Genomic DNA, 25,545 nt, shown 5'->3' with positions numbered 1-25,545 from the left:
GCTCCCTTACTCCTCGATCGGGTCCAGGGTGAGCGTACGGCCCGCCACCACCAGCTGCGCCAGGTCCGCCCGGCTGCTGATCAGGGCGTTCACCCGGCCCAACCGGTCCCGGTAGTCCCGCGACACCGGGTGCATCGGCACGATCCCCGAGCCCACCTCGTTGGTCACCACGATCACCGCGCCCCGGTATGCCGCAGCCCACCTTCCCAGCGCCTGTGCCCGGGCCAGGGTGGCCGGCTCATCCTCGCCCGCGCCCATCAGGTTGGACACCCACAGTGCCAGGCAGTCGATGATGACGGTGCGGCCGGGCTCGATGCTGGCGACGGCCTCGTCCAGGTCGATCGGGGCTTCGAGGGTGCTCCAGTGCGCGGGGCGTTCGGCCTGGTGCAGCGCGATCCGGGCCGCCATCTCCTCATCACCGGCCTGGCCGGTGGCCACGAAGACGACGGGTCTGCCCTCGCGCTCCCCATCCTCCTGCTCAGCGCGCAGCGCACGCCGGACGGCCACCGACGACTTGCCGCTGCGGGCACCACCGGTGAGCAGTGTCAGGGTCATGAGTTCCTCCTCCACCGCCGCTTCCTCGACCGTGTCAGCGCCCACCCTGTCAGAGCCGCCAGCGCGACCATCAGCTCCACCCGATCCACCACGCCCCGCGCCCGCGCGATGTCCTCCGCCTGCGGCCGGGGACCATCGCCCAGGGCCGGCCGTTCCTCCACCCGCTCCCCGTAGCGCAGCGGCCCGCCCAGCTCCACCCTCAACGCAGCGGCCACCGCGCTCTCGGCCACCCCGGCATTGGGGGAGGGGTGGGCACCCGCATCGCGCGCGACAACCTTGAGGACGTGCCACGCGGTCCCGCCCGCTCCCCGCGAGCCCGCGTCCAGCGCCACCAGCCCGGCGAAGACCCGGGCCGGCACCCACGCCATCACATCGTCCAGCCGCGCCGCCGCGGTCCCGAAGCGGGCGTACCGCTCCGACCGGTGTCCCACCATCGCGTCCATCGTGTTCACCGCGCGGTGTGCCAGCACGCCGGGAGCCCCCGCGACCAGCCCCCAGAAGGCCGGCGCGATCACGGCGTCCACCGTGTTCTCCGCGAGCGACTCCACCACCGCCGCCGCCACCCCGCTCTCGTCCAACCCGGATGGGTCGCGCCCGACCAGCCACGGCAGCTTCTCCCGGGAGCCGGCCAGATCACCGGCGAGAAGCAGCGTCTCGATCTCCGCAGAGGTATGCCGCAACATCCGCCCCGCGCTCGCCACCCCCACCGCGATGCTCACCGGGAGCAGCGCCCCGGCTGTGGCGCCGAGGAGAAGCCCGGTGGCGGCATACAGGACCCCGGCGGGACGCCGCAGTCGGGGAGATCGGGGGTAGAGCACCTCCTCCACCCGCCCCATCGCCGTCCCGAACCACGCCACCGGATGCAGCCGCGTCGGAGGCTCGCCGATCGCCCGGTCCAGCACCAGCCCGACCGCGACGCCGAGCGCGCGAGAGGTCACCACACCACCGTCGGATCCACGTCGTCCGGCGGCCAGGGGTGGGCGGCCAGCCCCGCTGCCACCGCCCCGTGCACCGCCCGCGCCAGCACCGCACCCCATCTCGAGCGGACCCCGGCGAAGGCCTCCGGACGCCCGGACGCACCCAGGGCGCCGGCCTCCGGGCAGAGCACGACGACCGCGTCGCTGGCCGTCCCGGTCCCCGGCACCCCACCCTCGATCAGGGCCTGCGTCTTCGCCTCGGTGATCGTCCCGAGCGACTGCACCAGGGCGGTGGGGCTGAGCGGGACCGGCAGGGTGACCACGATGTTGATCGTGCCGGGGTTGCCGGGGTTGCCGCCCACGTCCACCGCGGGCACCGGCCAGGTCGGCTTGGTCACGCCCACCGTCGCCCACGCCAGTACCCCCTCGACCTCAGCATGCTGCACCTGCGAGACGTCCGCGGCGGTGAGCAGGGCGCAGCCCAGTCCGGTCAGCCCGACCTGACCGGCCACCTCGGCCGACCACGTCGCGAGATCGGTCCGGGAGAAGCCGTCCCCGACGCCCGCGTTGAGCACCCAGCGCGGCCGCAGCAGACCACCGCCCACGGCTGCCGAGCTGAGCGCCACCCACCCCGCGGGCACGTCCCAGGCGAGCACGTCCGGATGTCGGGTCAGCGTCGGCGCCGCGGTCACCACCCGGGCTCCTGCCCCGGCCGCACCGCCGTCCGCGCCAGCTGGAGCAGCCGGGGGATGTCCAGGTGCGCCTCGACCCAGTCGCCCAGGTGGTCCAGGTGGGCCTCCACCGCGTCCCCGTATGCCGTGTCGCCCGCCACATACTCGCGTCCGCTCTCCCGGGCGAGCCGGGTGAGGTAGGCGCGGCGGGCGGCGTCGTCGGTGAGGTCCACGGCATCGAGGTCCACGGCGTCGAGGTCTACGGCGTCGTCGGCGAGGTGCAGGACGCGCGGCCCCGCTGTTCGGGCCTGGTCCAGCGCGGCGTCCAGGCCGCGCTCGTGCAGCCACGTCTCCGTGGCCTCCGGCGAGGAACTGCGCGGCACGATCACGAGGTCGGCGAGCTCGGGGGAGAGGTCTGTGGGGTGCGTGGCCCAGCGCAGCTGCACGGACGGTTCGAGGACGAGGGGGTCCAGGTCTGCGGGGTCGGCCAGGCGGGGGATCTGCAGCACGGCGACCCGCAGCGGCGCACTCGGCTGTCTGGCACCGGCAGTGACCTTGGGCGCCAGCATCCGGTCCAGGTCCAGCGAGTCCTCGACGCCCAGCATCAGGTGATCGCCGAGGTGCGGGAGCACACCGAGCACCGGTATCCCGGTCCGTTGCTCCAGGTCGGCCAGCCCGCTGTCGAGGAGCCGGACGTCGCCGCGGAAGGTGTTGATCACGAAGCCTTTCAGGCAGGATCGCAGGCGCTCCGGCAGGAGAGCCCAGGTCCCGTACGCCGACGCGAACGCCCCACCCCGCTCGATGTCCACGACGAGCACGGCCGGGACCCCTGCTGCGGCCGCCAGCGGCAGGTTGACCAGGTCCCGCTCCAGCAGGTTGATCTCGGCGGCGCCACCGGCGCCCTCGAGCACCACGAGCTCGTGCTCGGAGCGCAGCCCGGTGAGTGTCTCGAGAGCGAGCGGGCGCAGGGTGCGGGCGCGATCGGCATACGAGAGGGCGTCGGACTCGCCGACCTCTTTGCCGAGCACGATCACCCGGGAAGAGCGGGAACCGGTGGGACACAACAGGATCGGACCCATGCGCGCCCCGGGCTCGACACCAGCGGCCCGGGCCTGCATGGCCTGCGCGACCCCGATCAGGCCGCCGTCAGCGGTCCGGACGGTGTGCGTGGACATGTTCTGGGCCTTGAACGGTGCCACCCCCGCCACGTCCGCCCTGCGCGCAAACGCCCGGCACAGCGCGGTGACCAGCGTGGACTTCCCCGCTCCACTCGTCGCGCCGACGACCAGCAGGGCGCCCGATCCCCTGGCTGCGTGCTCAGTAGTCGATGCCACGCCGCGCCCGAATGCCCTGCTGGAAGGCGTGCTTGACCACGACCATCTCGGTGACGGTGTCCGCGACCTCGATCACCGGCTCGGGCATCTCGCGGCCGGTGAGGAAGACCGAGACGTCCTCGGGCCGGTCCCGCAGTGCCGCAACGACATCCGAGACCTCGATCCAGCCCCAGTTCATCGGGTAGGAGATCTCGTCGAGCATCACCATCCGGTGCGCTCCCGCGGCGATCAGCTCACGGGAGAACGCCCAGGCCGCCACCGCCTTGGCGCGGCTTTCGTCCAGATCGGCACTGTCCCAGGAGAATCCGTCGCCGGCGCTGAACCACTCCACGCCCAGCTGGCGCAGCATCGCCTCCTCGCCGGTGCGCCACTTGCCGGACTTCAGGAATTGCACGACGGCGGTCGGCCAGTCCCGCCCACGGCTGCGCAGGAGCGTCCCGAAGGCTGCGGTCGACTTGCCCTTGCCGTGCCCGGTGTTGACCAGCACCAGCGAGGGCGCGGAGCGCAGTTCGCGGCGATCGTAGGGCCGCTTCGTGCGCGGGGCGCTGTGGTCGTTCTTGTCCTGCGTGCCCTGCTCCTGCTCGCTCACGAGATCTCCTTCACGGTATGCCGTTTCGCCTCCCGCGCGGCCCGGCTGGGCCGGGGAGCGGGGACGACGACGAGGTGGCCGTCAACGTCATGGACGTGCACCGGGTGGCCGTAGACCCGGGAGAGCAGGCTGGGCTCCAGCACGGTGGCGGGATCGCCGATCGCGACGAGGCGCCCGCGGTCGAGGAGGGCGAGACGGTCGGCGTAGCGGCCGGCGGTGCCGAGGTCGTGCATCGCGGCGACGACGGTCAGGCCGTCCTCGTGCCGCAGCTCATCGACCAGCTCCAGCACCTCGACCTGGTGGCCGAGGTCGAGGGCGCTGGTCGGTTCGTCGAGCAGCAGGATCGGGGACTGCTGGGCCAGCGCCCGGGCGATCACCACGCGCTGGGCCTCACCGCCAGAGAGCCGGGTGACGGGTCGGTCGGTGAAGGAGGTCAGGTGCAGGCGGCGCAGGACGTCGATCGCGATCTGCCGGTCCTGGCGCGACTCCTGGGCGAACCAGCCGAGGTGGGAGGTGCGGCCGAGCAGGACGTACTCCATCACGCTCATCCCGACCGGCAGCTCCGGGTGCTGGGGCATCAGGGCGAGGTCGGTGGAGCCGGGTGGGGTGCCATCGCCCAGGGTGATCTCGCCGGAGCTGGCGACCAGCCCGACGAGCGCGCGCAGCAGGGTGGACTTGCCCGAGCCGTTGGGCCCGATCAGCCCGAGCCATTCCCCGCGGTGCAGCGACACTTCGGTGTCGGTGAGCACCTCCTTGCCCTCGTAGGCCACGCTTAGGTCGTGCACCCGCAGTGCGTGCTGGGGGGTCAGGGCCGTGGCCACCTGGTGCGCCGCGGCGCTCATCGGTCGATCCTTCCCCGCCAGAGCACGAAGCAGAAGAAGGGGGCGCCGACGAAGGCGGTGATCACGCCGACAGGCAGCTCGGCCGGGGCGGCCAGGGTGCGGGCGCCGATGTCGACGAAGGCCAGGAAGGCCGCGCCGAGCAGGGCTGACAGCGGCACGAGGACCCGGTAGGAGTGGCCGACCAGCAGTCGCACGATGTGCGGGGTGACCAGGCCGACGAAGGCGATCAGCCCGCTCACCGAGACCGCAGCCGCGGTGATCAGGGTGGCGGCGCTGACGATGACGAACCGGGAGCGAGCCGGGCTCAGGCCGAGCGAACGCGCCTCGTCATCACCCAACCGAAGCACGTCCAGATGACGGGCGTGGAGGAGCAGGACCAGGCCGGCGACCACGACATACGGGATCAGCAGGCTCACCGGCGCCCAGCCGTTGGTGGCGAGCCGACCGAACAACCAGGAGAGCACCTCGCGGGCGCGGGTCTGGTCCAGGCGGGTCAGCGCGAAGGTCTGCATCGCCGAGAAGAGGGCCGCCATCGCCACCCCCGCGAGCAGTAGGGTCGCCGGGTCGCGGAAGGAGCCGCGGGCGACCAGGACCGACCCGGTCACCGCCACGATGGCCCCGAGGAAGGCGGCGGCCGGCAGCGCGCTGATCGGCCCCCAGGACAGGTCCAGCCCGAAGCCGAGGGCCAGGACGGCACCCAGCCCGGCGCCCGCGGAGACGCCGAGCAGATAGGGGTCGGCGAGCGGGTTGCGGAAGACGCCCTGATAGCCGGCGCCAGCCATCGCCAGCGAGCCACCGACCAGGGCGGCGAGCACGGTGCGCGGCAGCCGGATCTGCCACAGGACGGCCTCCTGCTGGGCCGTCAGGGTCTGCTCGAGGTTGAGGCCCGGCAGCGCACCGAGCAGGGAACGGACCACGCCCTCGACCGGCAGTCCCGCCGCCCCCTGCGTGACCGAGACGAGCCCGGCGAGCAGGACGAGGGCGACGGCACCGAGGAGGGCCGGCGGCCGGAGCCGGAAGGCTCTGGCCGCCGAGGCCTCCAGGGGGTCGAGGGCGTGGGCCACAGGCGTGGTTTCAGCGGCAGTCGGTCAGCGGCAGTCGGTCAGCGGCCGACGGGCACGTTGACCTGGTTCAGCGCCTGAGCGACCAGCTCGACGAGCTGCGGCAGGCGCGGCCCCCAGCGAGAGGCGATGTCGGCATCGACGACCACGATGTTGTCGTTGATGACGGCGTCGATCTGGTCCCAGCCGGGACGGTTGGCGACGTCCTCGGCGGTGTAGGTGACCTGGTCGGTGATGACGATCAGCTGCGGGTTGGCCTCGATGATGGCCTCTTCGGTCAGCTGCGGGTAGCCGGTGCTCTCGGTGTCCGCCTCGTCAGCGATGTTCACCGCACCCATCTGCTCGTAGACCGAGCCGATGAAGCTGTTGGAACTCGCGGCGTAGAAGGTGTCGTCGAGCTCGTGGTAGATCCGGATGCCCTCGGCGTCCTCGGCCTCGGCGTAGGCGTCGTCCATCGCCGCGCGCATCCCGGCGATCACGCCGGCCGTCTCGTCGACGTGACCGGTGGCCAGGCCGAGCCCGGCCAGGCTGTCGTAGCCGCTGTCGACGTCGGCGGGAGCGCCGCTGACCAGGATCGGGATGTCGACGGCCTCGAGCGAGGCGACGATGTCGTTCATGTCGTTGGCGATGATCACCAGGTCGGGCTCGTAGCCGACGATGGCCTCGATATTCGGGTCCCAGCCAGACAGGTCGGTGGTCGGCGCCTCCTCCGGGTAGGTGGAGAAGCTGTCGACGGCGAGGACCTGGTCGCCGGCGCCGATCGCGAAGAGGCTCTCGGTGGTCGAGGGGGACAGCGAGATGATGCGCTCGGGGCGCTCCTCGATGGTCACCTCGCCGTTGTCGGCGTCCACGGTGACCGGGAACTCGCCATCGGACTCGCCAGCCGCGGCGGTGCCCGCTGCGTCGTCGGCGGTGTCCTCGGCGTCGTCGGTCTGCGCGGCGGCGTCGGCGGCGTCGTCGGCGTCGTCGGTGCTGTCCTCGGTGCCCGCGGCGGGGGCGGTGGCGGGGGTCTCGTCGCTACCGGTGGTGCCGTTGTCGCCGTTGTCACGATTGCCGCAGGCGGTCAGGGTGAGGGCGGCGCCGGCCGCGAGTGCGGTGACGAGGCGGAAGGTGGGGCGGGTCTGCATTGCCTGATCTCCTGTCGGTCGAGGTGGGAGCTCGAGCGACAGAGCATGTGGTCCGCCGTCCGAACCGGCCCCTGGGTCCTCGAGGGCGAGTGGTGTCGGATCGTCGAGCAGTTCGACCGGACTCGGTCACCTCGCGATGCTGCGGTCTTGCTGCTGCGGGTGACTCCACCGTTGCGGGTCAGTGCCGGGTTCTCACCGGACTTCGTCTGCGCGACCTGCCCACTCTAGCGCCTGCGCGAGGCGCTCCAGACCGCGCTCGTCGGGCACCGCGACCCGCGCCACCCCCGGGAGCCCGAAGCTCGTGCAGTCCCGCACCAGCACCCCGTGCGGGGCGAGCCGCTCCCGCAGCCCGGGCGCGTGGACCAGCACCCAGGGGGCGTCGGCGGACTCCACGACCAGTTCGTGCCCCAACCATGACGTATGCAGAAGCTCACCCAACTCCGCCCGCAACCTACTCGTGCGGTCGGCCCAGGCCGGTAGATCGGCCAGCTCGAGGAGGTCGGGCAGGGCGGCGAGGGCGAGGGTGGAGACCGGCCAGTGGGGTTGCTCCGCGGCGCAGCGGGCGATCGTGTCACTGGGGTCGCCGACGAGCACATAGCCCAGGCGCAGACCCGGACAGTGGAAGGTCTTGGTGAGGGAGCCGACGATCGTGGTGCTGGTGCTGGTGCTGGTGCTGGTGCTGGTGCTGGTGCTGGCGGCTGTCCAGCGTCCGGTAGCGAGGGCGTAGAAGGCCTCGTCCCAGACCATGCCCTCAGCCTCCCTTCCCCCCGACGACTGCCCGGCCCGCTCTGCCGCCGTCGCCAGCCGGCCGGACGGGCTGTGCGGGTCGGTCCGCCAGCGCGGTCCGTCAGGGCTGCGGGGGTGCAGGCCGAACTCCGGCTCGCTGCGGACCCCGCCGCCGAGCACTCGGCTGACCAGGTGGATGGCTTCGCTGCCGCCATGGGTGAGGAGCAGCCGCTCGGGCTCCACGCCGAAGGCGTCAGCGAGCAGCGAGGTGGCGGTGCGAGGGTCCGGATACCGGCCCACGGCATGCAGGTGGCGGCTGAGGACGCCTGCGACGAGGCCCTCCGGCAAGGCCGGGTTCATGTTCTGCGACAGGTCGAGCAGCTCGGCAGGGTCGATGCCCAGGGCGCGGGCGACCGCGACCCCATCCCCGCCGTGGTCCCCTGCCGGTGGGATTGAGGCTGGTGGGATCGAGGTCATGCCCCGGCCGCCCGGGCCCTCGCGAGGCGACCCAGGAGCGGCTCGCGCCGGCGTTCATTGCCCGGCAGATCGACATACCGCTCCCCGAGCTGGACGAGGAGATCGTCGTCGAGGCGGCGGACGGCGCCGGGCGGGTAGTGGTACCCCATGGCCGCGGTGACGGCGTCGCTGTCGACATCGCCGAGCATCGCGGTGAGCTCATCGAGGGAGTCGATGCCGAGCTGGAGGAGCAGCTCGGCGATCCACGCGTAGTGCTCGGTGCGCGACCAGCCGGCCGAGGAGTAACGGCCGGCCAGATAGGTCGCCAGCTCCTGGGCGCTGATCCGTGGGTCGGTGGCGTCGGCGTCCACGCCGCCGTGGGAGAGCCCGGCCTGGAGGCGGTCGCGAATCGCGGTGAACTCGCTGTCCGCGAGCTCGAGGAGCCCGGCGGCCAGGGTGAACCGGCGGTCGAGGTCGGGGACCTGCTCGGGCGGCACCGTGCCCTTGTAGCGAACCTCGTGCTCGAACTCCGCCCAGGCGTGCTGCAGCACCGTGCGCAGCTGGATCGAGACGCAGCGGGTGGGGTCGTAGAGCGGGAGGCTGCCGTCCGGGCCCAGCGGGTCGCGGGAGATGAGCAGGTGGCGGCTCGCGTAGCCCCACTGCCCCGCGCTCGCGGTCTCCTGGCCCATGTCGCGGTCCTCGAGGATGGTGAAGTGGTCGTGCAGCAGGTCGGCCACGGCCCGCACATCGCTGCGGACGTAGGTGATGATCCGGGCGCCCACCTGGTCGGTGATGGTCCGCATGGGATCGAGGGCTGCCTGGGAGCCCTGGGAGCCGCGGGCGGCCCGGACCCGCCGGTGGGCCTTGGCGGCGAAGGAGCCGATGCCTTTGGTGCGGCCGGTGACGGTCAGATAATTGATGCCGGCGTCGTCGATGAGCGAGATCAGCAGCTCGACCATCTCGTCGGTGACGGTGAGCAGGGTCGGCTGGAGCTCGGCATAGGCGGCGACCGCACGGTCGACAACGGGGTGGCCCATGCCTCCAAACCCTATGGCTCCGCGGTATTCCTGGGCCTTTGCTGGGCATTCTCTGGCGCGTCGGTTCGCATTCTGGCCGCCTGTCTGCTTACCGTGGCGGGGACAACTCAGTCACCAGAAAGGCTGTACCCATGAGCAAGAAGGTCATTGTCGAGGCTGTCGCACGCGAGGCCGGCATGACGCAGGCTGCTGCCGACAAGGTCGTCAGCGCCGTCCTGGACGCTATCGGCTCCGAGCTCGCCAAGGGCGAGAAGGTGTCGTTCCCCGGTTTCGGCACCTTCGAGGTGCGCGAGCGCGCTGCCCGTACGGGCCGCAACCCGCAGACCGGCGCGGAGATCCAGATCGCTGCTTCCAAGGCTCCGGCGTTCAAGGCCGGCTCCAAGCTGAAGGAGCGCGTCTCCAGCTGACGCCTGCAGATATCGCTCGAGGCCCGTCGTCCCCGTGAGGGGGCGGCGGGCCTCGTAGTGTGGGGGTATGCAGTGGGCGCGGCCGAGTCGACGTGGGGTGCTGCTCGGGGCGCTGGGGCTGCTGGGCTCGGGGGGATCCGTTGAGGGCGGGGTCGATGGTGAAGAGGGTCTGCGGGAGCGGGCGCTGGCGCGCTACTGGGCCAGGCGGCCGCGGCACTGGGGCCTGGACGTGCCGGGCGTGATCTCGCGCAGTGACATCTCGGGCGTGATCTCGGGCAGTGAAGGGGAGGCGGTCGCGCTGACCTTCGACGCGTGCGGCGGGCGCGTGCACCGCTATGACGAGGACCTGATCGAGGTGCTGCGGCGCGAGCAGGTGCCGGCCACGTTGTTCATCAACCAGGAGTGGGCCGAGGCGAACCCGGACATCACCCAGGACCTGGTCGATGACCCCCTCTTCGAGATCGCCAACCACGGTGACCGGCACGTGCCGCTGTCGGTGCGCGGCTGGGTGGCGTACGGCGTCCCCGGGACCGAGCACGTCTCCGCGGCCTTCGACGAGATCCGCGGACCGCACCTGTTCTTCCAGTCCCGGTATGGCGTCACTCCCCGCTGGTTCCGACCCGGCACCGCCCACTGTGACGAGGTGGCGGCCGACCTGGCCAGGTGGCTGGGCACCCCGGTCGTGGGGCTCAGCGTGAACGCTGACTGGGGCGCGACGGCCAGTGCAGATCAAGTGGCGAACAATGTGGTGCAGGCCGGGCCGGGGGACATCGTGCTGGGGCACTTCAACCATCCTGGGAGCGGCACGGCCGCGGGGATCAGCCGGGCCATCGAGATCCTGCGCGAGCGCGAGGTGAGCTTCGCCCGACTGCAGGACGTCCTGTAGCGCCAGCCACACGGCATACCCTGGGGGCATGCCTGTGCGACCTGACCCGGCCCAGCCACGCGTGTGGGAGCGCTTCGTGGCGATCGGCGACTCGTTCACCGAGGGGATGGTGGATGCGCACCCGGAGGTGGAGGACGAGTACGTCGGCTGGGCCGACCGCGTCGCCGCCGCGCTCGCCGCCCGCAATGACGAGCTCGACCAGCCCTTCGGTTATGCGAACCTGGCGATCCGGGGTCGGCTGATCGACGGGATCATCGAGGAGCAGCTGGAGGCGGCGCTGGAGCTGACGCCGGATCTGGTGAGCTTCTCGGCCGGCGGGAATGACGTGCTGCGGCCGAAGGTCTCCCTGGAGTCGGTGATGGCCAAGCTGGAGGCCGGGGTCGAGCGGATCCGGGAGACCGGCGCCGACGTGCTGCTCTTCACCGCGCCGAACGTGGCCTGGGCGCCGCTGGTGAACCGGGTGCACCCGCGCATGGTGGAGTACACCGCCGAGCTCTGGGCACTGGGCCAGCGGACCGGCTCGTTCGTGGTCGACATCTACTCGCTGCGTTCGCTGCGGGATGCGCGGATGTGGGGCGAGGACCGGATCCACCTGTCCAGCGAGGGGCATGCCCGGGTCGCGGCCCAGGCGCTGTGGACGCTGGGTCTGCCCTTCGAGGTGCGGGACTGGGTGGAGCCGCTCGAGGCGGCGCCGCCGCTGGGGCGGTTCGAGTCGTTGGCGGCAGACCGGGAGTGGGTGGCGCTGCACCTGCGGCCGTGGATCCGGCGGCGGCTGCGGGGCGAGAGCTCGGGCGACCACCGGACCCCGAAGCGGCCCGAGGTGCTCCCGGTGGACCTGCCCGGGAACTGACACTCGGCGAATCTGGCTCGCAGTCTCCCTCCCGCAGTCTCGTTCTCTCCAGGCTGCGTTTCCCCCACGGTGCAGCCGTGCTGCTTGACACCTCTCGACGTCTCGTGTGCAATATATTGCATGCCAGTCCCGGCCAGTCGCTCCGTCGTGGGGCGCACCCTGTTGCGAGACCGCGCCTATGAGGTGCTGCGTGATGCCATCGTCGACGGCACGCTGGCGCCGGGGGAGCAGCTGCGCGAAGCCGAGCTGCAGGAGTGGATCGGGGTCAGCCGCACCCCCATCCGCGAGGCCCTCATGCGGTTGGAGCGCTCTGGGCTGGTGGTGACCCGCCCGGGTCGTTCGACGACCGTGGTCCCGCTGGATGACGCGCGGGTGCATGACGCAGTCCCGGTGGTGGCGGCGATGCACGCCCTGGCCGCGCGCCTGGCTGCCCCGAAGCTCACGTCCGCCCAGCTCGAGCGGATGCGGGCTGCCAACGAGGAGTTCGCGGATGCGCTGGCACGCGGTGACGTCGATGCCGCGCTGGCGGCGGACGATGTGCTGCACGACGTGGTGATCGAGGCGGCCGCCAATGCCGCGCTGCGGGACACCCTGGAGCAGTACTCGCCGCTCCTGCGCCGTGCCGAGCGTGCCCGCTTCCGCGATCCTGCAGCGACCACCGTGCTGTCCAGCGATCTGCACGACCAGTTGATCGATGCCCTGGCTGCGGGCGACGCCGAGCGTGCCGCGATCGCCGCCCTGGCCACCTGGGAGAGCCTCTAGCCCTCGTCAGCCCCACCCCTCATGTCTCGCCTTGCAGCCTCGACCGCGCAGTAGCAACCACAGGAGTTCCGCACCATGGCCATCACCGACTTTGCACGCCACCGGCTCACCTTCGGACCGAGCCCGATCCATCGCCTTCCGCGTCTCACCGAGCACCTCGGGGGAGCGCAGGTCTGGGCCAAGCGGGAGGACGTGAACTCCGGCCTGGCTTTCGGGGGTAACAAGACCCGCAAGCTGGAATACATCATTCCTGACGCGCTGGCGTCCGGGGCCGACACCCTGGTCTCGATCGGTGGCTTTCAGTCCAACCACACCCGCCAGGTGGCTGCAGTGGCCGCCCACCTGGGGCTCAAGGCGGTCCTCGTCCAGGAGAAGTGGGTGGACTGGGACGACCCGGTGAACGCCAAGGTGGGCAACATCCTGCTTTCCCGGATCATGGGCGCCGACGTACGCCTCGACCAGGCGGGCTTCGACATCGGCATCCGGCCCTCCTGGGAGGAGGCGATGGAGTCCGTGCGCGAGGCGGGTGGCACGCCATACCCCATCCCGGCGGGGGCCTCGGAGCACCCGCTCGGCGGGCTCGGGTTCGCCAACTGGGCCTCTGAGGTCGCCCAGCAGGAGGAAGAGCTCGGCGTCTTCTTCGACACCATCGTGGTGTGCACGGTGACCGGCTCGACGCACGCCGGCATGATCGCGGGTTTCGCTGCCCTCGAGGAGGCCGGTGGGCGCCCGCGGAAGGTGATCGGGATCGACGCCAGCGCCACCCTGCAGAAGACGCGCGATCAGGTGGCGCGGATCGCCCGCCACACCGCCGAGCTGATCGGTCTCGGGCGCGAGCTGCGGGATGACGAGATTGATGTCCGTGAGGGGTGGGCCGGTGACCTCTACGGGATCCCGGTGCAGTCGACGATCGATGCGATCCGGCTGACCGGCGAGCTTGAAGGAGTCATCATCGACCCGGTCTATGAGGGCAAGTCGATGGCCGGGCTGATCGATCTCGTGCGGGATGGTGACATCCCGCGTGACTCGAACGTGCTCTACGCACACCTGGGTGGGCAGTTGGCGCTGAACGCCTACAGCGCGATCTTCGAGGACTGAGGAGCCCACCCCGCCCGCCTATCCTGCGGGGGTGGACCTCGTTATCGCCCTCGTCGGTGATGAGGCGTGTGTCGTCGACGTTTCGCGGAATTCCGCCAATCAGGCCGTTGTTGGCGACGCCGTTTCGGGCGACGTCGTCGTGGGCGACACCGTTGTTGGCGACGGCACTGCGGGCGACACCGTTGTTGGAGTCGGCACTGCCCACGGGGCGGGCGCGCATCGCGTGCCTGTCGCCGACTTTCCGGCCTGGGTCGCAGCGCGGGAGCGTGTCGGCAGCGGCGACGTCAGGTGGGTGTGGGCCGACTCCTCGGAGGTGTACGCGCTCCTGCTGCGTGCCGGGGTGCGGGTTCGCCGCGCCATCGATCTACGACTGGTCCACGCCATCCTGCGGCGGGTTGGCGGCTTCGAGTCCGATCCGCTCTGGGATGTCTCGCTGCCGGGTGCCGAGGGCGGGCGCGGGCAGCTCGAGGAGGTCGGGACGACGCTGTTCGATGCGCCGAGCAGAGGGCCGGGGTTGGAGGAGTGTGTCGCCGAGCACCTGTCTCAGCGGCGGTTCCTGGCGGGTCGCGAGGATGGCTCGGCGCTCGGGCTGCTCTGTCACGCCGAGTCGGTCGGCGGACTGATTGCGGCCGAGCTCAACCAGACGGGTGTTCCTTTCAGCTCGGCGGCGCACGAGCAGTTGCTGGGTCGGCTCCTGGGTGAGCGTGATCCGCATGGTGGCCGACCGACCCGCATGGCTGCGCTGGTCGCGGAGATCCGGGCAGCGCTCGGGGTACCGAGCCTCAACCCGGATTCGGCGCCCCACCTCGTGAGCGCGCTGCGCGGGGTCGGTCTGGACGTGACCTCCACTCGTCAGTGGGAGCTTCAGGGGTTGGATCATCCCGTGATCGCGCCCCTGCTGGAGTACAAGAAGCTCTCCCGTCTGCATACCGCTAACGGGTGGGCTTGGCTCTCTGCGTGGGTGCGAGAGGACCGCTTCCGGCCGGACTGGGTGGCCGGCGGCGTGGTCACGGGGCGGTGGGCGAGTCGTGGCGGTGGCGCGTTGCAGTTGCCGAAGGTGATCCGGGGCGCAGTCAGGTCTGCCCCTGCCTGGCGACTGGTGGTCGCTGATGCTGCGCAGCTCGAACCCCGGGTGCTGGCGGCCATGTCCGGAGATCAGGCGATGGCGGAGGCCGCGACTCGCGGTGATCTCTACCAGGCACTCGTCGACCAGGGCGTGGTCGGCAGCCGCGATCACGCCAAGATCGCGATGCTCGGGGCCATGTATGGCGCCACGACCGGCGAGGCTGGTGCCCTCATGCCGCGTCTTCGCCGGGCTTATCCCCGGGCGATCGCTGTGGTGGACAACGCGGCTGCGACGGGGGAGAGCGGTGGTGTGGTGCGGACTTGGCTTGGCCGGACCAGCCCGCCGCCGCCAGAGTCCTGGCACGAGGTCCAATCGGCGGCCCAGCAGCCTGACGCCGGGCAGGGAGCTGAGCGCCGGGCGCGTCAGGCGGCACGGGACTGGGGTCGGTTCACGAGGAACTTCGTGGTCCAGGGGACAGCCGCGGAGTGGGCCCTCTGCTGGATGGGCCACCTGCGGCGACTCCTGAGCGAGCTGGCGGAGGACGAGGGCCTGGAGTGTGGAGCTGATGGGATGGCTATCGCCAGCCCAGGATCGATGGCCGGGGTGATGGCAGAGGGGATGAGCGGGGCGGTGACTGGGCCGATGGCCCGAGCGCCCGGGCGACCGGAGCTGGTCTACTTCCTGCACGATGAGGTGATGGTGCATACCCCCGAGCGGTATGCCGATGATGTCGCGGGCGCGATCCGCGACGCTGCCCGATCGGCGGGAGAGCTCCTCTTCGGCAACTTTCCGGTGCACTTCCCCCTGGACGTGTCGATCGTGGAGTCCTACGACCAGACCTAAGTAGTCCGCGACCGCGGCTCTCGCGTGCTGGCCAGACGGTGTCGGGTCCAGGTTCGCTCCGCAGCGACGTCATCATGCTTCACCGGCACTTCCCATGCAGGGCGTGCAGGGCCGCTCTGCTTCTCGCTCTTCTACTCATCCGAGTCCTCCGAGCCCTCCGAGCCCTCCGAGCCCGCGGAGTCCTGCGGGTTTTCTCTGTCGTCGGTGTCTTGTCGGTTCCAGTCGGTGAGGAGTTGGTCGGGGGTGGGGGTGTGGGGTTTGGGTCCGGGTCGGGTGCGGCCGTTGGGGTCGGTGTGGGAGATCTGGATGATGCTGGTGGGGTCGGGTCGGTCGTGTTGGACGGAGTGGTGGGCGTAGTAGGCGTAGGCGAGTTGGGCGGCGCGGTCTCGGGCGTCCAGTGCGTCGTCGCGGGAGATGGTGTGGGTGTATTGCCGGTAGTCGTGGACGCGGGTGGTGCGGATTTGTCCGAGCAGGGTGGTGAAGGTGATGTCGCGGTTGGTGTTGATGGCGGCGTGCAGCATGCCGGCGGTCTTGCGGTGGTGGGGTGGCAGGTTGAGCAGTTGGAGGTTGGTCTCGGCGGTGGGGCCGTCGGCCCATCCGTAGGGGGTGACGTGGTCGATCTCGCACCGGGTGGAGGGGGTGCGTTTGCCGGGGTAGCGGGAGTATCGGTCGGCGGCTCTGATCTGCCTGCGCATCTCGGTGTCTGGCCGGTAGGTGGTGATGGTGCGTTCTTTCAGGCGCCCGTCCAGTGGGTCGGTCGCTAGCCGGTGCAGGGTGCTGCCTGGGATCAGCGCGAGCTCTCGGGCGTGGCCGGGGCTGATGAAGGCAGGGTGATCCCCCACGATCTCAGCGACTTTGCCTCGGATCGAGACATCCCACCCCGGGACCCCGACCGGCCGATCCGGCCGCGAACCCTCTGACCGTGAACTCTCCGGCCCGGATGGCTCGGCTCCCCCTGGTCCCCGTGCTTCCCCTGTGTCATCAGACTCCCCAGCTGATGTCTCCCCCGCCCCCGGCGGCGCCGTCCCTGTCGGCGGTGCTGTCCCCGGGGGTGCGGTCCCCGGCGGCGCTTTCCCTGGCGCCACTCCCGGCGACGCCGCTCCCGGCGACGACGCCGGCGGTGCCGTCCCTGGCGGTGGCGTCCCTGGTGGTGCTGCCCCTGGGGTTGGATCTGGTGTTGCGGGTGGGGACGGGTGGATAGTGGTGGCGCAGGTCGGGCAGATCGGCTGGCCGAGGCCGAGGACGTCGTGCGGGACGATGACCTGCAATGCGATGGGTGGGACGGCGTTGATGATCCGCGCGAGCAGATCCGCCTTCTCCGGGGCGATCACCGGATCGAACAGACCATCTGGCTCATCATCCGAGCTGGAGCCCGCGTCCTCCCCATCGCCTCGTCCCGTCCCGGCCGCATCGCCTCGTCCCGTCCCGGCCGCATCGCCTCGTCCCGTCCCGGCCGCGTCGCCGCCGCCGGCGGCCTCTGCCCCATCGGGCTCATCCGCGCCGGGCTGTGCCCCATCTGGCTCTGCCTTACCGGGTTGTGCCTCGCCGGGCTGTGCCTCGCCGGGCTGCGTCTGGGCGGGGTTGATGTGGGTCAGGGGGGTGATGGTGGCGTAGGTCAGGATCGTGAGGGCCAGGTCGGTGCTGCCTTGGGGTCGGGTGCGTTCATCACCGTCGACTTTGAGGGTGGTGGCCGCGGCGTCCAGGCGCTGGCCGGCGGCGATCACGGTGGGTGCGGGTCCGCGGATCGTCAGGGTCGCGGTGCCATCGTCGTTGATCCGTACCCGGGTGTAGCGGTCGTTGTAGGCCTGCATCCGGCGGGCGCGTTCGCTGGCCGGGTCGGTGCCTTTGGCGGCCATCACTTCTCGGGCCAGGGCGGCTTCGTGCTCGGCGTGCGCCCAGGGCTGGTGGTGGAACTGTCCGTGGTGGTCCAGCCGTTCGGTCGCGGCCACAGCTGGGTCGGGCCCGTACATCACGAGTGCGATCAGGACCTGCTGCTCGCTGCTCAGCCCGGCGGTGGTGACCCAGAACCGGCAGACCTGGGCCAGCGTGGTCTCCGCGGCTGTGATGGTGGCGGTGAGGATGTCCTGCAGCTGGTGGCCGTGGGTCGCGATCGAGACCAGGGTGCGGGCGTCGTGCTCCCGTACTCCTAACGCGGTCTCCAGCTCTAGGACCAGGCAGGCCCGGGTCTCCCGGTGCAGCTGGTCAGCGGCGGTGGCGGACAGTTCCACACCGACCTTGTCCCGTCTGGCTATCACCCGTGCCCGGGTCTGCTCATAGGCCTGACCGATGCAGGACAACAGGCGCGCTTCAGCCTCCCGCACCGCCCGGTGCGCTTGCCCCACCCCCACGATCACCGGCGACACCCCCGACGCTGACACCCCTGACTCTGACGTCCCGCCAGCTCGCGCGGGCCCGTGATCAGTGCCGCCGGCCGGGACGTCCTGGCCCTGATGCTCGCCATCCTGCTGCTTCATCACTACCTCCCCTCGATTCCCCTCGGAGCGTGCGTTCCCGGTCCCGAGAAGCCCCTCTTCTCGATCACCTGACTACACAATAGCACACACGTACGTTAATGCAAACACCTGTCCACACCCGCGTGTCGTACAGGCAACCCGCGCGTCGGCGGTCCCGTGGCGTTGCTGTGAGGCCTGTCGCTGGGTGATCTGCGTGCGAGCCACAGGCCTGAGCTCGAGGCGGCTGAGGCAGGGGTGCCGCATGCCGGCGCCACTGCCGGCCATCTCGAGTCATCGCTTGCCCCACTCCCAGCTCGGCGTGCTCAGCATCCCCTGCCCCACCACCAGGGTCTCGCCAAGATCCTTGGTCAGCTCCAGCACTCGCAGCGGCGTGAGCCCAAGGCCGCTCGCGCCCGGACCAGGCATGTCCATCTCATCCCCATCCAACTCATCCTCGTCCAACTCCCGCGGATCGACCCCGCCCGTCAGTTCGGCGAACAGCGCTTCGAGCAGCGAATCCGAGTGCGTCACGACGACCACCTGTGTCCGCCGCGAGGTCGCCGCGATCAACCTGGCCAGCGGTCCGACGAGCGAGGGATGCAGCGAGGTCTCAGGTTCGTTGAGGGCCATCAGTGACGGCGGCACCGGCGTCAGCAGCGCCGCCAGCCACAGCAGGTACCGCAACGTCCCATCCGAGAGTTCAGCGGACCTGAGCGCCCGCAGCATCCCCGGCTGGTGCAACTCCACGTCGAAGAGTCCGCCGACCGCGCTCACCTCCAACCGCGCTCCATCGAAGGCGTCCGCCACCGCTGCGTCCAGCGGCCCGCCCGAGTCCTCCCGAATCGTCTGCAGCGCCGCCGCCAGGTCTGCGCCGTCCTCGGCCAACGCCCACGTCCGCGTCCCCACCTGCAGTCGCCGCGCAGGCGCCTCCGCATCCACCCGGAATCCGTCGTAGAACCGCCACGAACGCAACTGCTCGCGCACGCGCCATACCTCGGGCGCGGCCAGCGGATCGACGACCTCGGTGAGGATGCTCGCCCATGGCGGCACACCGATCGGCGCCTTCTCCCACGCCCCGTCCTCGTCGCGCAGCTCCACCGCATGATGCTTGCGCCGAGCGACCAGCGTCGACGGCCGCATCACCGGCCCCGTCCACACCGCCTCCCGCTTGACCTCGGGGTCGCGGTTGAAGACGGTCGCGGCCGACTGCACGGGGATCCCGAGGTCCACCAGGTATGACGTTTCTCCCGTCTCCCCGCCCACCCCCAGGCGCACCGAGACGCGGTCCTTGCGCATCGTGCCCTGCACCTCATGCCCGCGCCGGGCCTGGGCGAGGCTCTCGGGCCCCGCCCACAGCGCGGACTCCAGCCCGCCCCCGCGCGCAAGCGAGCCGACCACCCGCCCGGCGCCGCACTCCGCGAGCAGCCGCAGCGCCCGGTAGACGCTCGACTTGCCGGTCCCGTTCGCGCCGGTCACCACGGTCAACCGGCCGAGCGGCAGGCGCACATCGCGCAGCGAGCGGTAGCCGCTGATCGCCACCGTCGAATACATGGGGCCACCTTAGGGGGGGCCACTGACAGACTCGGTTGATACCCAGGGGGGGTATGCCGTAGCCTCAGTCTCATGACAACGCGCCAGGGTGCCGGTGGGGGTGGGCGATTAAGTGGCCAAGGAGAGGGCGGACAGGGGTCGGGTGAGGGGCGCTCCCACTCCCACTCCCATTCACACTCACACGGCGCCGGCTCCAGCCGGACCCGGCTCGCGATCGCCTTCGGGCTGACCGCGGTCGTCGTCCTCGCCCAGGTCATCGGGGCGCTCATCACGGGGTCGCTGGCCCTGCTCGTCGATTCCGTGCACAGCATCACCGACAGCGCCGGGCTCCTCCTCGCCCTGACCGCGGCCGTGCTCATGGAACGGCCGCCGAACGACCGACGCACCTGGGGTCTGGCCCGCGTCGAGGTCCTCGCCGCCGGTGCTCAGGCCACGATCCTGCTGGGCGTCGGCATCTTCGCCCTGGTCGAGGGCGTGCGACGGCTGACCTCCGAGGCTCCGCCCGAGATCCCGGGCGGTCTGGTCCTGATCTTCGGCGCGGTCGGCCTGGCCGCCAACCTGATCGCCCTCGCCGTCCTCGCAGGCGGCCGGGGGGCCAACCTCAACATGCGCGCGGCCTTCCTGGAGGTGCTCAACGACGCGCTCGGCTCGGTCGCGGTCATCATCAGCGCCATCGTCATCATGACCACCGGGTGGCACCGTGCCGATGCCATCGCCGGCATCCTGATCGCGCTGCTGATCATGCCGCGCGCGGTCGTCATCCTCCACGAGGCCGGCTCGGTGCTCCTGGAGAGCGCTCCACCCGGACTGGACCTGGCCGACGTCCGCGCGCACATCCTTGAGCTCGACCACGTCCTGGAGGTCCACGACCTGCACGCCTCGAGGATCGGCACCGGCACCCCGGTGCTCACCGCCCACGTCGTGGTGGAGGAGGAGTGCTTCCGCGACGATCACGTTCCGCAGTTGCTCGACGCCCTCCAGCAGTGCGTCGCCGAGCACTTCGACGTCAGCGTCGAGCACTCCACCTTCCAGCTCGAGCCGCCAGGGCATACCGCGCATGAGGTGGGGCATCACCCCTGACGGGGCGGCGCCATCACCTCACCGCAGCCGCGCCACCTCGAAGAAGGTCGTCGTCCCGGAGACCTCGTTGCCCACGATCACCAGCGGCCGCCCGGTCGGCGACTCCCCGGCAGGCACGAAGGCCAGACCCTCGGCGCCCAAATCACCGGCCTGCGCCAGCGCCGCCGCCTCGTCCTCGCTGCCCGTTACCGACACCGAGAAGTCCCGGTTGTTGACGTAGCTCACGTAGAAGGCGCCGGCCGGGTCGGTGATGTCATAGACCATCACCCCACCGATCCGCTCCAGCCCGATAAAGGCATAGGTGCGGCCATCGACCTCCCCGACCACGACGCCCTCGGGCTCGGGGCCCTTGTCGTCCGAGCGGCTCTCGAAGGTGGTCTCGTGGTGGTTGGAGTTGAAGAACTCCGGGATCGCCTCGGCCGTGATCTCCTCGAAGTCCGAGCCAGAATCGAAGACCAGGCTTCCCTCCTCATCGAAGATCGAGAAACCGCGCCCGCCGAAGGCGAACAGCTCGGAGTAGCATCCCTGCGCTGCGTCATACCCCTGGGCGGTGGTGATCGTCAGCCGTCCGAGATTCCGGTTGTGGGTGAGCTCGGCGACCGTCATCCCCACCTGCTCGGCGACCGAGTCGCACACCGGCGGCAACCCGCCGCGGCCGAGCGCGTTCACCCGGGCCTCCTCGGAGTAGCCCGCCCAGTCCCGCGCGTCGCCCTCGTTCGCGGTGACGATGTATGTCGTTCCCCGCACCTTGTAGGACGCGATCGAGTCGGGCATCCGGAAGCCCTGCACCGGCCAGTGACGGATCGCGATCTCCCCGTCGCGGTCCGAGGCGTCGAAGGGCACCTCCATCCGGTCCACGGTCCCGAGCGGCAGGATCGCGGTGACGGTCGCCGAGTTCACGTCCACGACCGCCAGTGCGTTGGCTTCCTGCAGCGAGACCCAGGCGGTGCGCCCGTTGGCGGAGACGGTGATGTATTCCGGCTCCAGGTTCTCCGACACCGGGAACTCCGGGATCCCGGTGCCGGCGTCCTCGCGCCCGCCGAAGATCCGCACGCCTGCGGGCAGGTTGTCCTCGAAGGCGTGGAAGTTCGCGGTCGCGACCTTGTCCTGGCTGATCGCGGCACGCCCGTGCTGGGCCGAGCGGCCCCGGTCCTGCAGGCTCCGCGGGAGCTCGATCACCGAGATCGTGCCCTCGGGGTCGACCGAGTAGTCCTCGGCGGGCTCGCCCTCGTTGGCCACGAGCGCGCGCTCACCACCGGGCGTCAGGGTCACCATGTCCGGCAGCGCGCCGACCCGGTAGGCGCCGAGCACCCGCGGCGCATCCGCGCTCGCGTCCATGACCAGCAGCCACCCGTCGTCGGTCTTCACCGGGGCCTCGACGGCCACGACACCCAGCCCGTCGGCCCGCACCGCCACCGAGTTGGCGATCGCGCCCGCCGGGATGATCGAGCCGTCCGCGGCCCGCACGCCCTCCGCGGCGACGTCGTAGAGCTTGACCGGCGCGGTCGGGTCGGCGGCGTCCAGCACCTCGATCGTGCCGGACTGGGCGTTGACGACAAGCGTGCGCTGAGCCTTGCCGAACCAGGCGACGATCTCGGCGGCTGAGGCGTTGAAGATTCCCGTCTCATAGCTTCCGACCGGGTTCAGCGTGACGGCGGCGTCTGGGGCGGCGTGCCGGACGGGTTCCTCGACGACACCGGCCAGGGCCGGGGCTGCGGTGAGTGCTGAGAGGGACAGGGCAGACAGCGAGAGGGCAGACAGCGACAGGGCGATGGTGGCGGTGCGCAGCGGGGTGCGCGCGGTGCGAAGACACATGGCGCAGAACGTAGGCCCGCGCAGGGCCGGTCAGGTGTCGGCCAGGTGAACACCGTGGGTCCTACTCGATGAACACCCGGCGCTGTTCACCTGCCCGAGCGCTCGCCCCGATCCGACAGCAGCCACTCGGCCGTGATGGCCAGCCATCGGTCCTCGCCGTCCCGCAACCGCTGCAGCGCCTCGTCCACGCGGGGGTCGTCCAGCGCCGCCAGCGCCTCCACCGCGATCACCGCCACCTCTTTCTCGTCCCCCTCGACCGCCCCGATGAGTGCGTCGACAGCGCCCCGCGCACCGGGGTCACCGATCAGCACCAGCACCTCCGCTGCGTGCCTGCGGGTCACCAGGTCTGACTCCGGGTCGGCCAGCCGCTCCGCCAGCCCCGCCACCGCCGGCTCGCCCAGCTGCTCGAGGGCGCGGGAGAGCTCTCGCCGCCGCGCCTCGTCCGTGTCTCCCAGATGCGCCAGCAAGGCCGGCGCCGCCTCGGGTGTCCCGGTCCGGCCCAGCGCCCACCATGCCTTGGCCGCCACCGCGTCATCGGGGTCGTTGGCCAACGGCAGGATGTGTTCCACGGCGGCCGGGTCCTGGAGCTTGCTCAGAGCGTGCAGCACCTGCACCCGCGACGGTTCGTCGCCCTCGAGCGCGGCCAGCAGGTGGGGCATCGCGGCCGCCCCGCGCGCGACGACAGCCCAGGTCAGCGTCTCGCGCACGTAGAAGTCGGGCTCGCTGACGAGCATCGCCACCATCGCCGGGGCGTGCTCATCCTCGGCCACGGTGCCCAGGCGCAGCGCCGCCTCCTGGCGGACCGAGGAGTCCGTATGCAGTGCGGCCGCCAGTGCGCGCTCCACCGGGGTCGGCTCGGGCTGGGTGGGGTCCATGTCCGGCACGCTACCGGTCTAGCGTGGTGGTCATGGACCGACTCACGGCCCGGCCCGGCGAGGTGGACACCCCCGCCATCGAGCAGCGGGACGGCACCTGGCACATCCGGGCGCTCCCGCTGGTCCGTGAGGTGCTTCGGCTCTCCGGCGACACCCTGCAGGCGGGATTCGCTGCTGAGGTCGTCCGCGAGACCTCGCCCACCGGTGCGCTGCCTGTCCTGTTCGCCGACGGGGCCGACCACCGCGACCAGCGCTCGGCGATCGCCCGCTACTTCGCGCCGGTCACGGTCACCCGCCGGTACGAGACACTCATGATCGAGCGGGCCGAGCGCCAACTGGCCCGCCTCGATGGCGGCCGGGAGGTCGACCTCGCCGATCTGACCCTGCACTTCTCCGCGCAGGTGGCTGCCCAGGTGATCGGGCTGGCCGAGAGCGACCAGGAGCGGATGGCCCACCGCCTCGTCGGGTTCTTCGACCAGCCTGAGGGCATGCTCGCCGCCCCTCCGCAGGGCCTGGCCAGGGTCCGCGCCTTCGTCCGGTCCCTGCCCTCGGTGGCCCGGATGTACTCCTTCTACCTCCGCGACGTCCGCCCCGCCGTGCGCGCCCGCCGGGCCGCACCGCGCCAGGACGTCATCAGCCACCTCGTCGAGCAGGGACGCACCGGCTCCCAGATCCTCATGGAGTGCCTGACCTACGGCGCCGCCGGCGTGGTCACCACCCGCGAGTTCCTCCAGATCGCGACCTGGCACCTGCTCGACCGCCCCGCCTTGCGGCACCGCTTCCTTGTCGGCAGCGCGGAGGAGCGCTCAGCCATCCTGCACGAACTGCTTCGCCTCGAGCCGGTCGTCGGACATCTCTACCGCCGCACCACCGAGGAACTCACGCTCACCCATGACGGCGTCGAGCACCGGATCCCGGCCGGCGCCCGGCTCGACCTCTCGGTCCGCGCCGCCAACGCCGACCCCGAGCAGGTCGCCCCGGACCCGCTGCGCCTGTGCCCCGGCCGCGACCTGCCCAGCGGCATCCGTCCGGAGGTGATGAGCTTCGGCGACCGGCCGCACCGCTGCCCTGGCAATGCTGTCGCGATGACCGAGAGCGAGATCTTCCTGACCCGGCTGCTCGCCCGCGACATCGAGCGGCTGGGTGAGCCGACGATCGGCTGGGAGGACGTGATCGCCGGGTATGCCGTTGGCGGGCTGCGCCTGCGCGACCGGGGCGGGCGCTGGTCACCTGAGGTCGAGTCCGACCCTCGCTAAAAACGACATCGCGTAGTAATAGACTGGCATCACCGACACCAGGAGGCAGTCATGCAGGTCAGCGGCAAGGTCTTCGTCGTCACCGGCGCAGGCAACGGAATCGGCCGGGAGGTGACCCTCGCGCTGCTGGAGCGCGGCGCCCGCGTCGCGGCGGTCGACCTGCGCGCGGAGTCGCTCGAGCAGACCGCCGCCCTGGCGAGGGCCGGGGAGAGGCTGACACTGCATACCGTGGACATCACCGACCGCGAGGGTGTCGAGGCGCTTCCCGAGGCCGTGCTGACCGCCCACGGCGTCGTCGATGGACTGCTCAACGTGGCGGGGATCATCCAGGAGTTCGTCCCCTTCCTCGAGCTCTCCTACGAGGGGATGGCCAAAGTCTTGGACGTGAACCTGTGGGGCACGCTGCACACGTGCAAGGCCTTCCTGCCGCACCTGCTCGCGCGCCCCGAGGCCAGCCTGGTCAATGTGTCGAGCATGGGCGGCTTCGCGCCGGTCCCTGGCCAGACGATCTACGGCGCCAGCAAGGCGGCGGTCAAGTTGTTCACCGAGGGCCTGTATGCCGAGTTGCGGGAGACCCCGGTCGAGGTCACCATCGTCTTCCCTGGCGCGATCGGGACCGACATCACCACCAACTCCGGGGTCCAGGTCCCGGGCGGAGGTTCGCGGGAGGAGGCCGAGGCCGGTCACCAGACGCTTCCGGCTCCGGACGCCGCGCGGATCATCGTCGAGCGGGCGGTGGAGCAGGGTCGCTACCGGGTCACGGTCGGCCGCGACGCCACCATGCTGGACCGGATCTCGCGGCTCGCGCCGCAGCGGGCGACCGACATGATCGCCAAGCGGATGGCCGACCTGCTCGGCTGACTACCCTGGTTGGATGCCCGAGTCACCCGAGTCGTCAGACAACCCCGAGCCACCCGAGTCACCGGTCGTCGGGGCCGTCGACCTCGCGCACGCCCTCTTCGACCTGGCCCGCGCGGGTGATGCCGCCCGCCTGGTCGCCTATGTCGAAGCCGGCGCCCCGGTCGATCTCACCGACCCGGCGGGCAACACGCTGCTGATGCTCGCGGCCTATCACGGGCACGCCGACGCCGTCCGGGCGCTCGCGGGCAAGGGCGCCGACGTCGATCGCCTCAACGACCGTGGCCAGTCGCCGCTGGCCGGGGCCGTCTTCAAGGGCGAGGCCGAGGTGGTCACCGCCCTGCGCGAGCACGGTGCCGACCCTGATGCCGGTCAGCCGACCGCGCGGCAGACCGCGGAGATGTTCGGCCGGACTGACCTGTTGGCCTGA

The 25,545-nt window shown here is 71.1% G+C and carries 24 protein-coding genes; 10 read left to right on the top strand and 14 right to left on the bottom strand.

What is annotated here, in order from left to right; all coding sequences use genetic code 11:
* Nucleotides 1–6: 6 nt before the first annotated feature.
* The 10 genes from cobU to ACQBAT_RS15020 form a co-directional block, all read right to left on the bottom strand.
* Nucleotides 7–555, bottom strand: coding sequence for a bifunctional adenosylcobinamide kinase/adenosylcobinamide-phosphate guanylyltransferase (gene cobU, locus ACQBAT_RS15065; RefSeq protein WP_420748558.1), 549 nt, complete (start codon nucleotides 553–555; stop codon nucleotides 7–9).
* Complete coding sequence (gene cbiB / locus ACQBAT_RS15060; protein ID WP_420748557.1) at nucleotides 552–1,493, bottom strand: adenosylcobinamide-phosphate synthase CbiB; 942 nt, start codon at nucleotides 1,491–1,493, stop codon at nucleotides 552–554. The genes cobU and cbiB overlap by 4 nt, the downstream gene beginning before the upstream one ends.
* On the bottom strand, nucleotides 1,490–2,167 hold the full coding sequence (locus ACQBAT_RS15055; RefSeq protein WP_427197714.1) for an adenosylcobinamide amidohydrolase: 678 nt from the start codon (nucleotides 2,165–2,167) through the stop codon (nucleotides 1,490–1,492). Before ACQBAT_RS15055 ends, cbiB begins: the two co-directional genes overlap by 4 nt.
* A complete protein-coding gene (locus tag ACQBAT_RS15050; RefSeq protein ID WP_420748555.1) occupies nucleotides 2,161–3,477 on the bottom strand; it encodes a cobyric acid synthase in 1,317 nt (438 codons plus the stop codon). The genes ACQBAT_RS15055 and ACQBAT_RS15050 overlap by 7 nt, the downstream gene beginning before the upstream one ends.
* On the bottom strand, nucleotides 3,461–4,066 hold the full coding sequence (gene cobO / locus ACQBAT_RS15045) for a cob(I)yrinic acid a,c-diamide adenosyltransferase (protein ID WP_420748554.1): 606 nt from the start codon (nucleotides 4,064–4,066) through the stop codon (nucleotides 3,461–3,463). Before cobO ends, ACQBAT_RS15050 begins: the two co-directional genes overlap by 17 nt.
* Complete coding sequence (locus tag ACQBAT_RS15040) at nucleotides 4,063–4,908, bottom strand: ABC transporter ATP-binding protein (RefSeq protein WP_420748553.1); 846 nt, start codon at nucleotides 4,906–4,908, stop codon at nucleotides 4,063–4,065. Before ACQBAT_RS15040 ends, cobO begins: the two co-directional genes overlap by 4 nt.
* On the bottom strand, nucleotides 4,905–5,972 hold the full coding sequence (locus ACQBAT_RS15035; RefSeq protein ID WP_420748552.1) for a FecCD family ABC transporter permease: 1,068 nt from the start codon (nucleotides 5,970–5,972) through the stop codon (nucleotides 4,905–4,907). Before ACQBAT_RS15035 ends, ACQBAT_RS15040 begins: the two co-directional genes overlap by 4 nt.
* 38 nt (nucleotides 5,973–6,010) lie before the next feature.
* Nucleotides 6,011–7,096, bottom strand: coding sequence for an ABC transporter substrate-binding protein (locus tag ACQBAT_RS15030; protein ID WP_420748551.1), 1,086 nt, complete (start codon nucleotides 7,094–7,096; stop codon nucleotides 6,011–6,013).
* A 192-nt stretch (nucleotides 7,097–7,288) separates the two neighbouring features.
* A complete protein-coding gene (locus tag ACQBAT_RS15025; RefSeq protein WP_420748550.1) occupies nucleotides 7,289–8,299 on the bottom strand; it encodes an aminotransferase class I/II-fold pyridoxal phosphate-dependent enzyme in 1,011 nt (336 codons plus the stop codon).
* Nucleotides 8,296–9,315, bottom strand: a complete 1,020-nt coding sequence (locus ACQBAT_RS15020; RefSeq protein ID WP_420748549.1) for a GTP pyrophosphokinase — start codon at nucleotides 9,313–9,315, stop codon at nucleotides 8,296–8,298. Before ACQBAT_RS15020 ends, ACQBAT_RS15025 begins: the two co-directional genes overlap by 4 nt.
* 131 nt (nucleotides 9,316–9,446) lie before the next feature.
* Here ACQBAT_RS15020 and ACQBAT_RS15015 point away from each other — a divergent pair, with 131 nt between their 5' ends.
* From ACQBAT_RS15015 to ACQBAT_RS14990, 6 genes are all read left to right on the top strand, one after another.
* Nucleotides 9,447–9,722: an HU family DNA-binding protein gene (locus tag ACQBAT_RS15015; protein WP_097189226.1), complete on the top strand. Its 276-nt coding sequence runs from the start codon at nucleotides 9,447–9,449 to the stop codon at nucleotides 9,720–9,722.
* Between the two features lie 67 nt (nucleotides 9,723–9,789).
* Nucleotides 9,790–10,608: a polysaccharide deacetylase family protein gene (locus tag ACQBAT_RS15010; RefSeq protein WP_420748548.1), complete on the top strand. Its 819-nt coding sequence runs from the start codon at nucleotides 9,790–9,792 to the stop codon at nucleotides 10,606–10,608.
* Nucleotides 10,609–10,636: 28 nt separating this feature from the next.
* The gene (locus ACQBAT_RS15005) at nucleotides 10,637–11,458 is read left to right on the top strand and encodes an SGNH/GDSL hydrolase family protein (RefSeq protein ID WP_420748547.1); all 822 of its coding nucleotides are present in this window, start codon (nucleotides 10,637–10,639) and stop codon (nucleotides 11,456–11,458) included.
* A 120-nt stretch (nucleotides 11,459–11,578) separates the two neighbouring features.
* Nucleotides 11,579–12,220, top strand: coding sequence for a GntR family transcriptional regulator (locus ACQBAT_RS15000; protein ID WP_420748546.1), 642 nt, complete (start codon nucleotides 11,579–11,581; stop codon nucleotides 12,218–12,220).
* A gap of 75 nt (nucleotides 12,221–12,295) precedes the next feature.
* On the top strand, nucleotides 12,296–13,318 hold the full coding sequence (locus ACQBAT_RS14995; protein WP_420748545.1) for a 1-aminocyclopropane-1-carboxylate deaminase: 1,023 nt from the start codon (nucleotides 12,296–12,298) through the stop codon (nucleotides 13,316–13,318).
* A 31-nt stretch (nucleotides 13,319–13,349) separates the two neighbouring features.
* Nucleotides 13,350–15,227, top strand: coding sequence for a bifunctional 3'-5' exonuclease/DNA polymerase (locus ACQBAT_RS14990; protein WP_420748544.1), 1,878 nt, complete (start codon nucleotides 13,350–13,352; stop codon nucleotides 15,225–15,227).
* Nucleotides 15,228–15,358: 131 nt separating this feature from the next.
* Here ACQBAT_RS14990 and ACQBAT_RS14985 read toward each other — a convergent pair whose 3' ends face one another.
* Together ACQBAT_RS14985 and ACQBAT_RS14980 are read right to left on the bottom strand one after the other, a co-directional pair.
* The gene (locus ACQBAT_RS14985) at nucleotides 15,359–17,701 is read right to left on the bottom strand and encodes a hypothetical protein (protein WP_427197713.1); all 2,343 of its coding nucleotides are present in this window, start codon (nucleotides 17,699–17,701) and stop codon (nucleotides 15,359–15,361) included.
* Between the two features lie 270 nt (nucleotides 17,702–17,971).
* A complete protein-coding gene (locus tag ACQBAT_RS14980) occupies nucleotides 17,972–19,231 on the bottom strand; it encodes an AAA family ATPase (protein ID WP_420748745.1) in 1,260 nt (419 codons plus the stop codon).
* A 72-nt stretch (nucleotides 19,232–19,303) separates the two neighbouring features.
* Here ACQBAT_RS14980 and ACQBAT_RS14975 point away from each other — a divergent pair, with 72 nt between their 5' ends.
* Nucleotides 19,304–20,311 (top strand): cation diffusion facilitator family transporter, encoded by a 1,008-nt coding sequence (locus tag ACQBAT_RS14975; protein WP_420748744.1) that lies wholly within the window; start codon nucleotides 19,304–19,306, stop codon nucleotides 20,309–20,311.
* A gap of 18 nt (nucleotides 20,312–20,329) precedes the next feature.
* Here ACQBAT_RS14975 and ACQBAT_RS14970 read toward each other — a convergent pair whose 3' ends face one another.
* Both ACQBAT_RS14970 and ACQBAT_RS14965 read right to left on the bottom strand, forming a co-directional pair.
* Nucleotides 20,330–22,126, bottom strand: a complete 1,797-nt coding sequence (locus ACQBAT_RS14970; RefSeq protein WP_420748743.1) for a choice-of-anchor I family protein — start codon at nucleotides 22,124–22,126, stop codon at nucleotides 20,330–20,332.
* An 86-nt stretch (nucleotides 22,127–22,212) separates the two neighbouring features.
* Nucleotides 22,213–23,001: a HEAT repeat domain-containing protein gene (locus ACQBAT_RS14965; protein ID WP_420748742.1), complete on the bottom strand. Its 789-nt coding sequence runs from the start codon at nucleotides 22,999–23,001 to the stop codon at nucleotides 22,213–22,215.
* Nucleotides 23,002–23,033: 32 nt separating this feature from the next.
* On the opposite strand from ACQBAT_RS14965, the gene ACQBAT_RS14960 reads away from it, so the two are divergent.
* From ACQBAT_RS14960 to ACQBAT_RS14950, 3 genes are read left to right on the top strand one after another with little or no spacing between them, the layout of a single operon-like run.
* Nucleotides 23,034–24,257 carry a cytochrome P450 gene (locus ACQBAT_RS14960; protein ID WP_420748741.1) on the top strand — a complete coding sequence of 408 codons (1,224 nt, stop codon included), beginning with the start codon at nucleotides 23,034–23,036 and terminating at the stop codon, nucleotides 24,255–24,257.
* A 51-nt stretch (nucleotides 24,258–24,308) separates the two neighbouring features.
* Entirely contained in the window at nucleotides 24,309–25,118 is an 810-nt protein-coding gene (locus ACQBAT_RS14955) for an SDR family NAD(P)-dependent oxidoreductase (protein WP_420748740.1), read from the top strand.
* A 13-nt stretch (nucleotides 25,119–25,131) separates the two neighbouring features.
* Nucleotides 25,132–25,545: an ankyrin repeat domain-containing protein gene (locus ACQBAT_RS14950; RefSeq protein WP_420748739.1), complete on the top strand. Its 414-nt coding sequence runs from the start codon at nucleotides 25,132–25,134 to the stop codon at nucleotides 25,543–25,545.

The sequence above is a fragment of the Ornithinimicrobium pulveris genome (assembly GCF_050261105.1).
In the GTDB taxonomy this organism is placed as follows: domain Bacteria; phylum Actinomycetota; class Actinomycetes; order Actinomycetales; family Dermatophilaceae; genus Ornithinicoccus.
The sequence above is the reverse complement of the archived record's forward strand: the minus strand, read 5'-3'. Positions and strand labels throughout refer to the sequence as shown.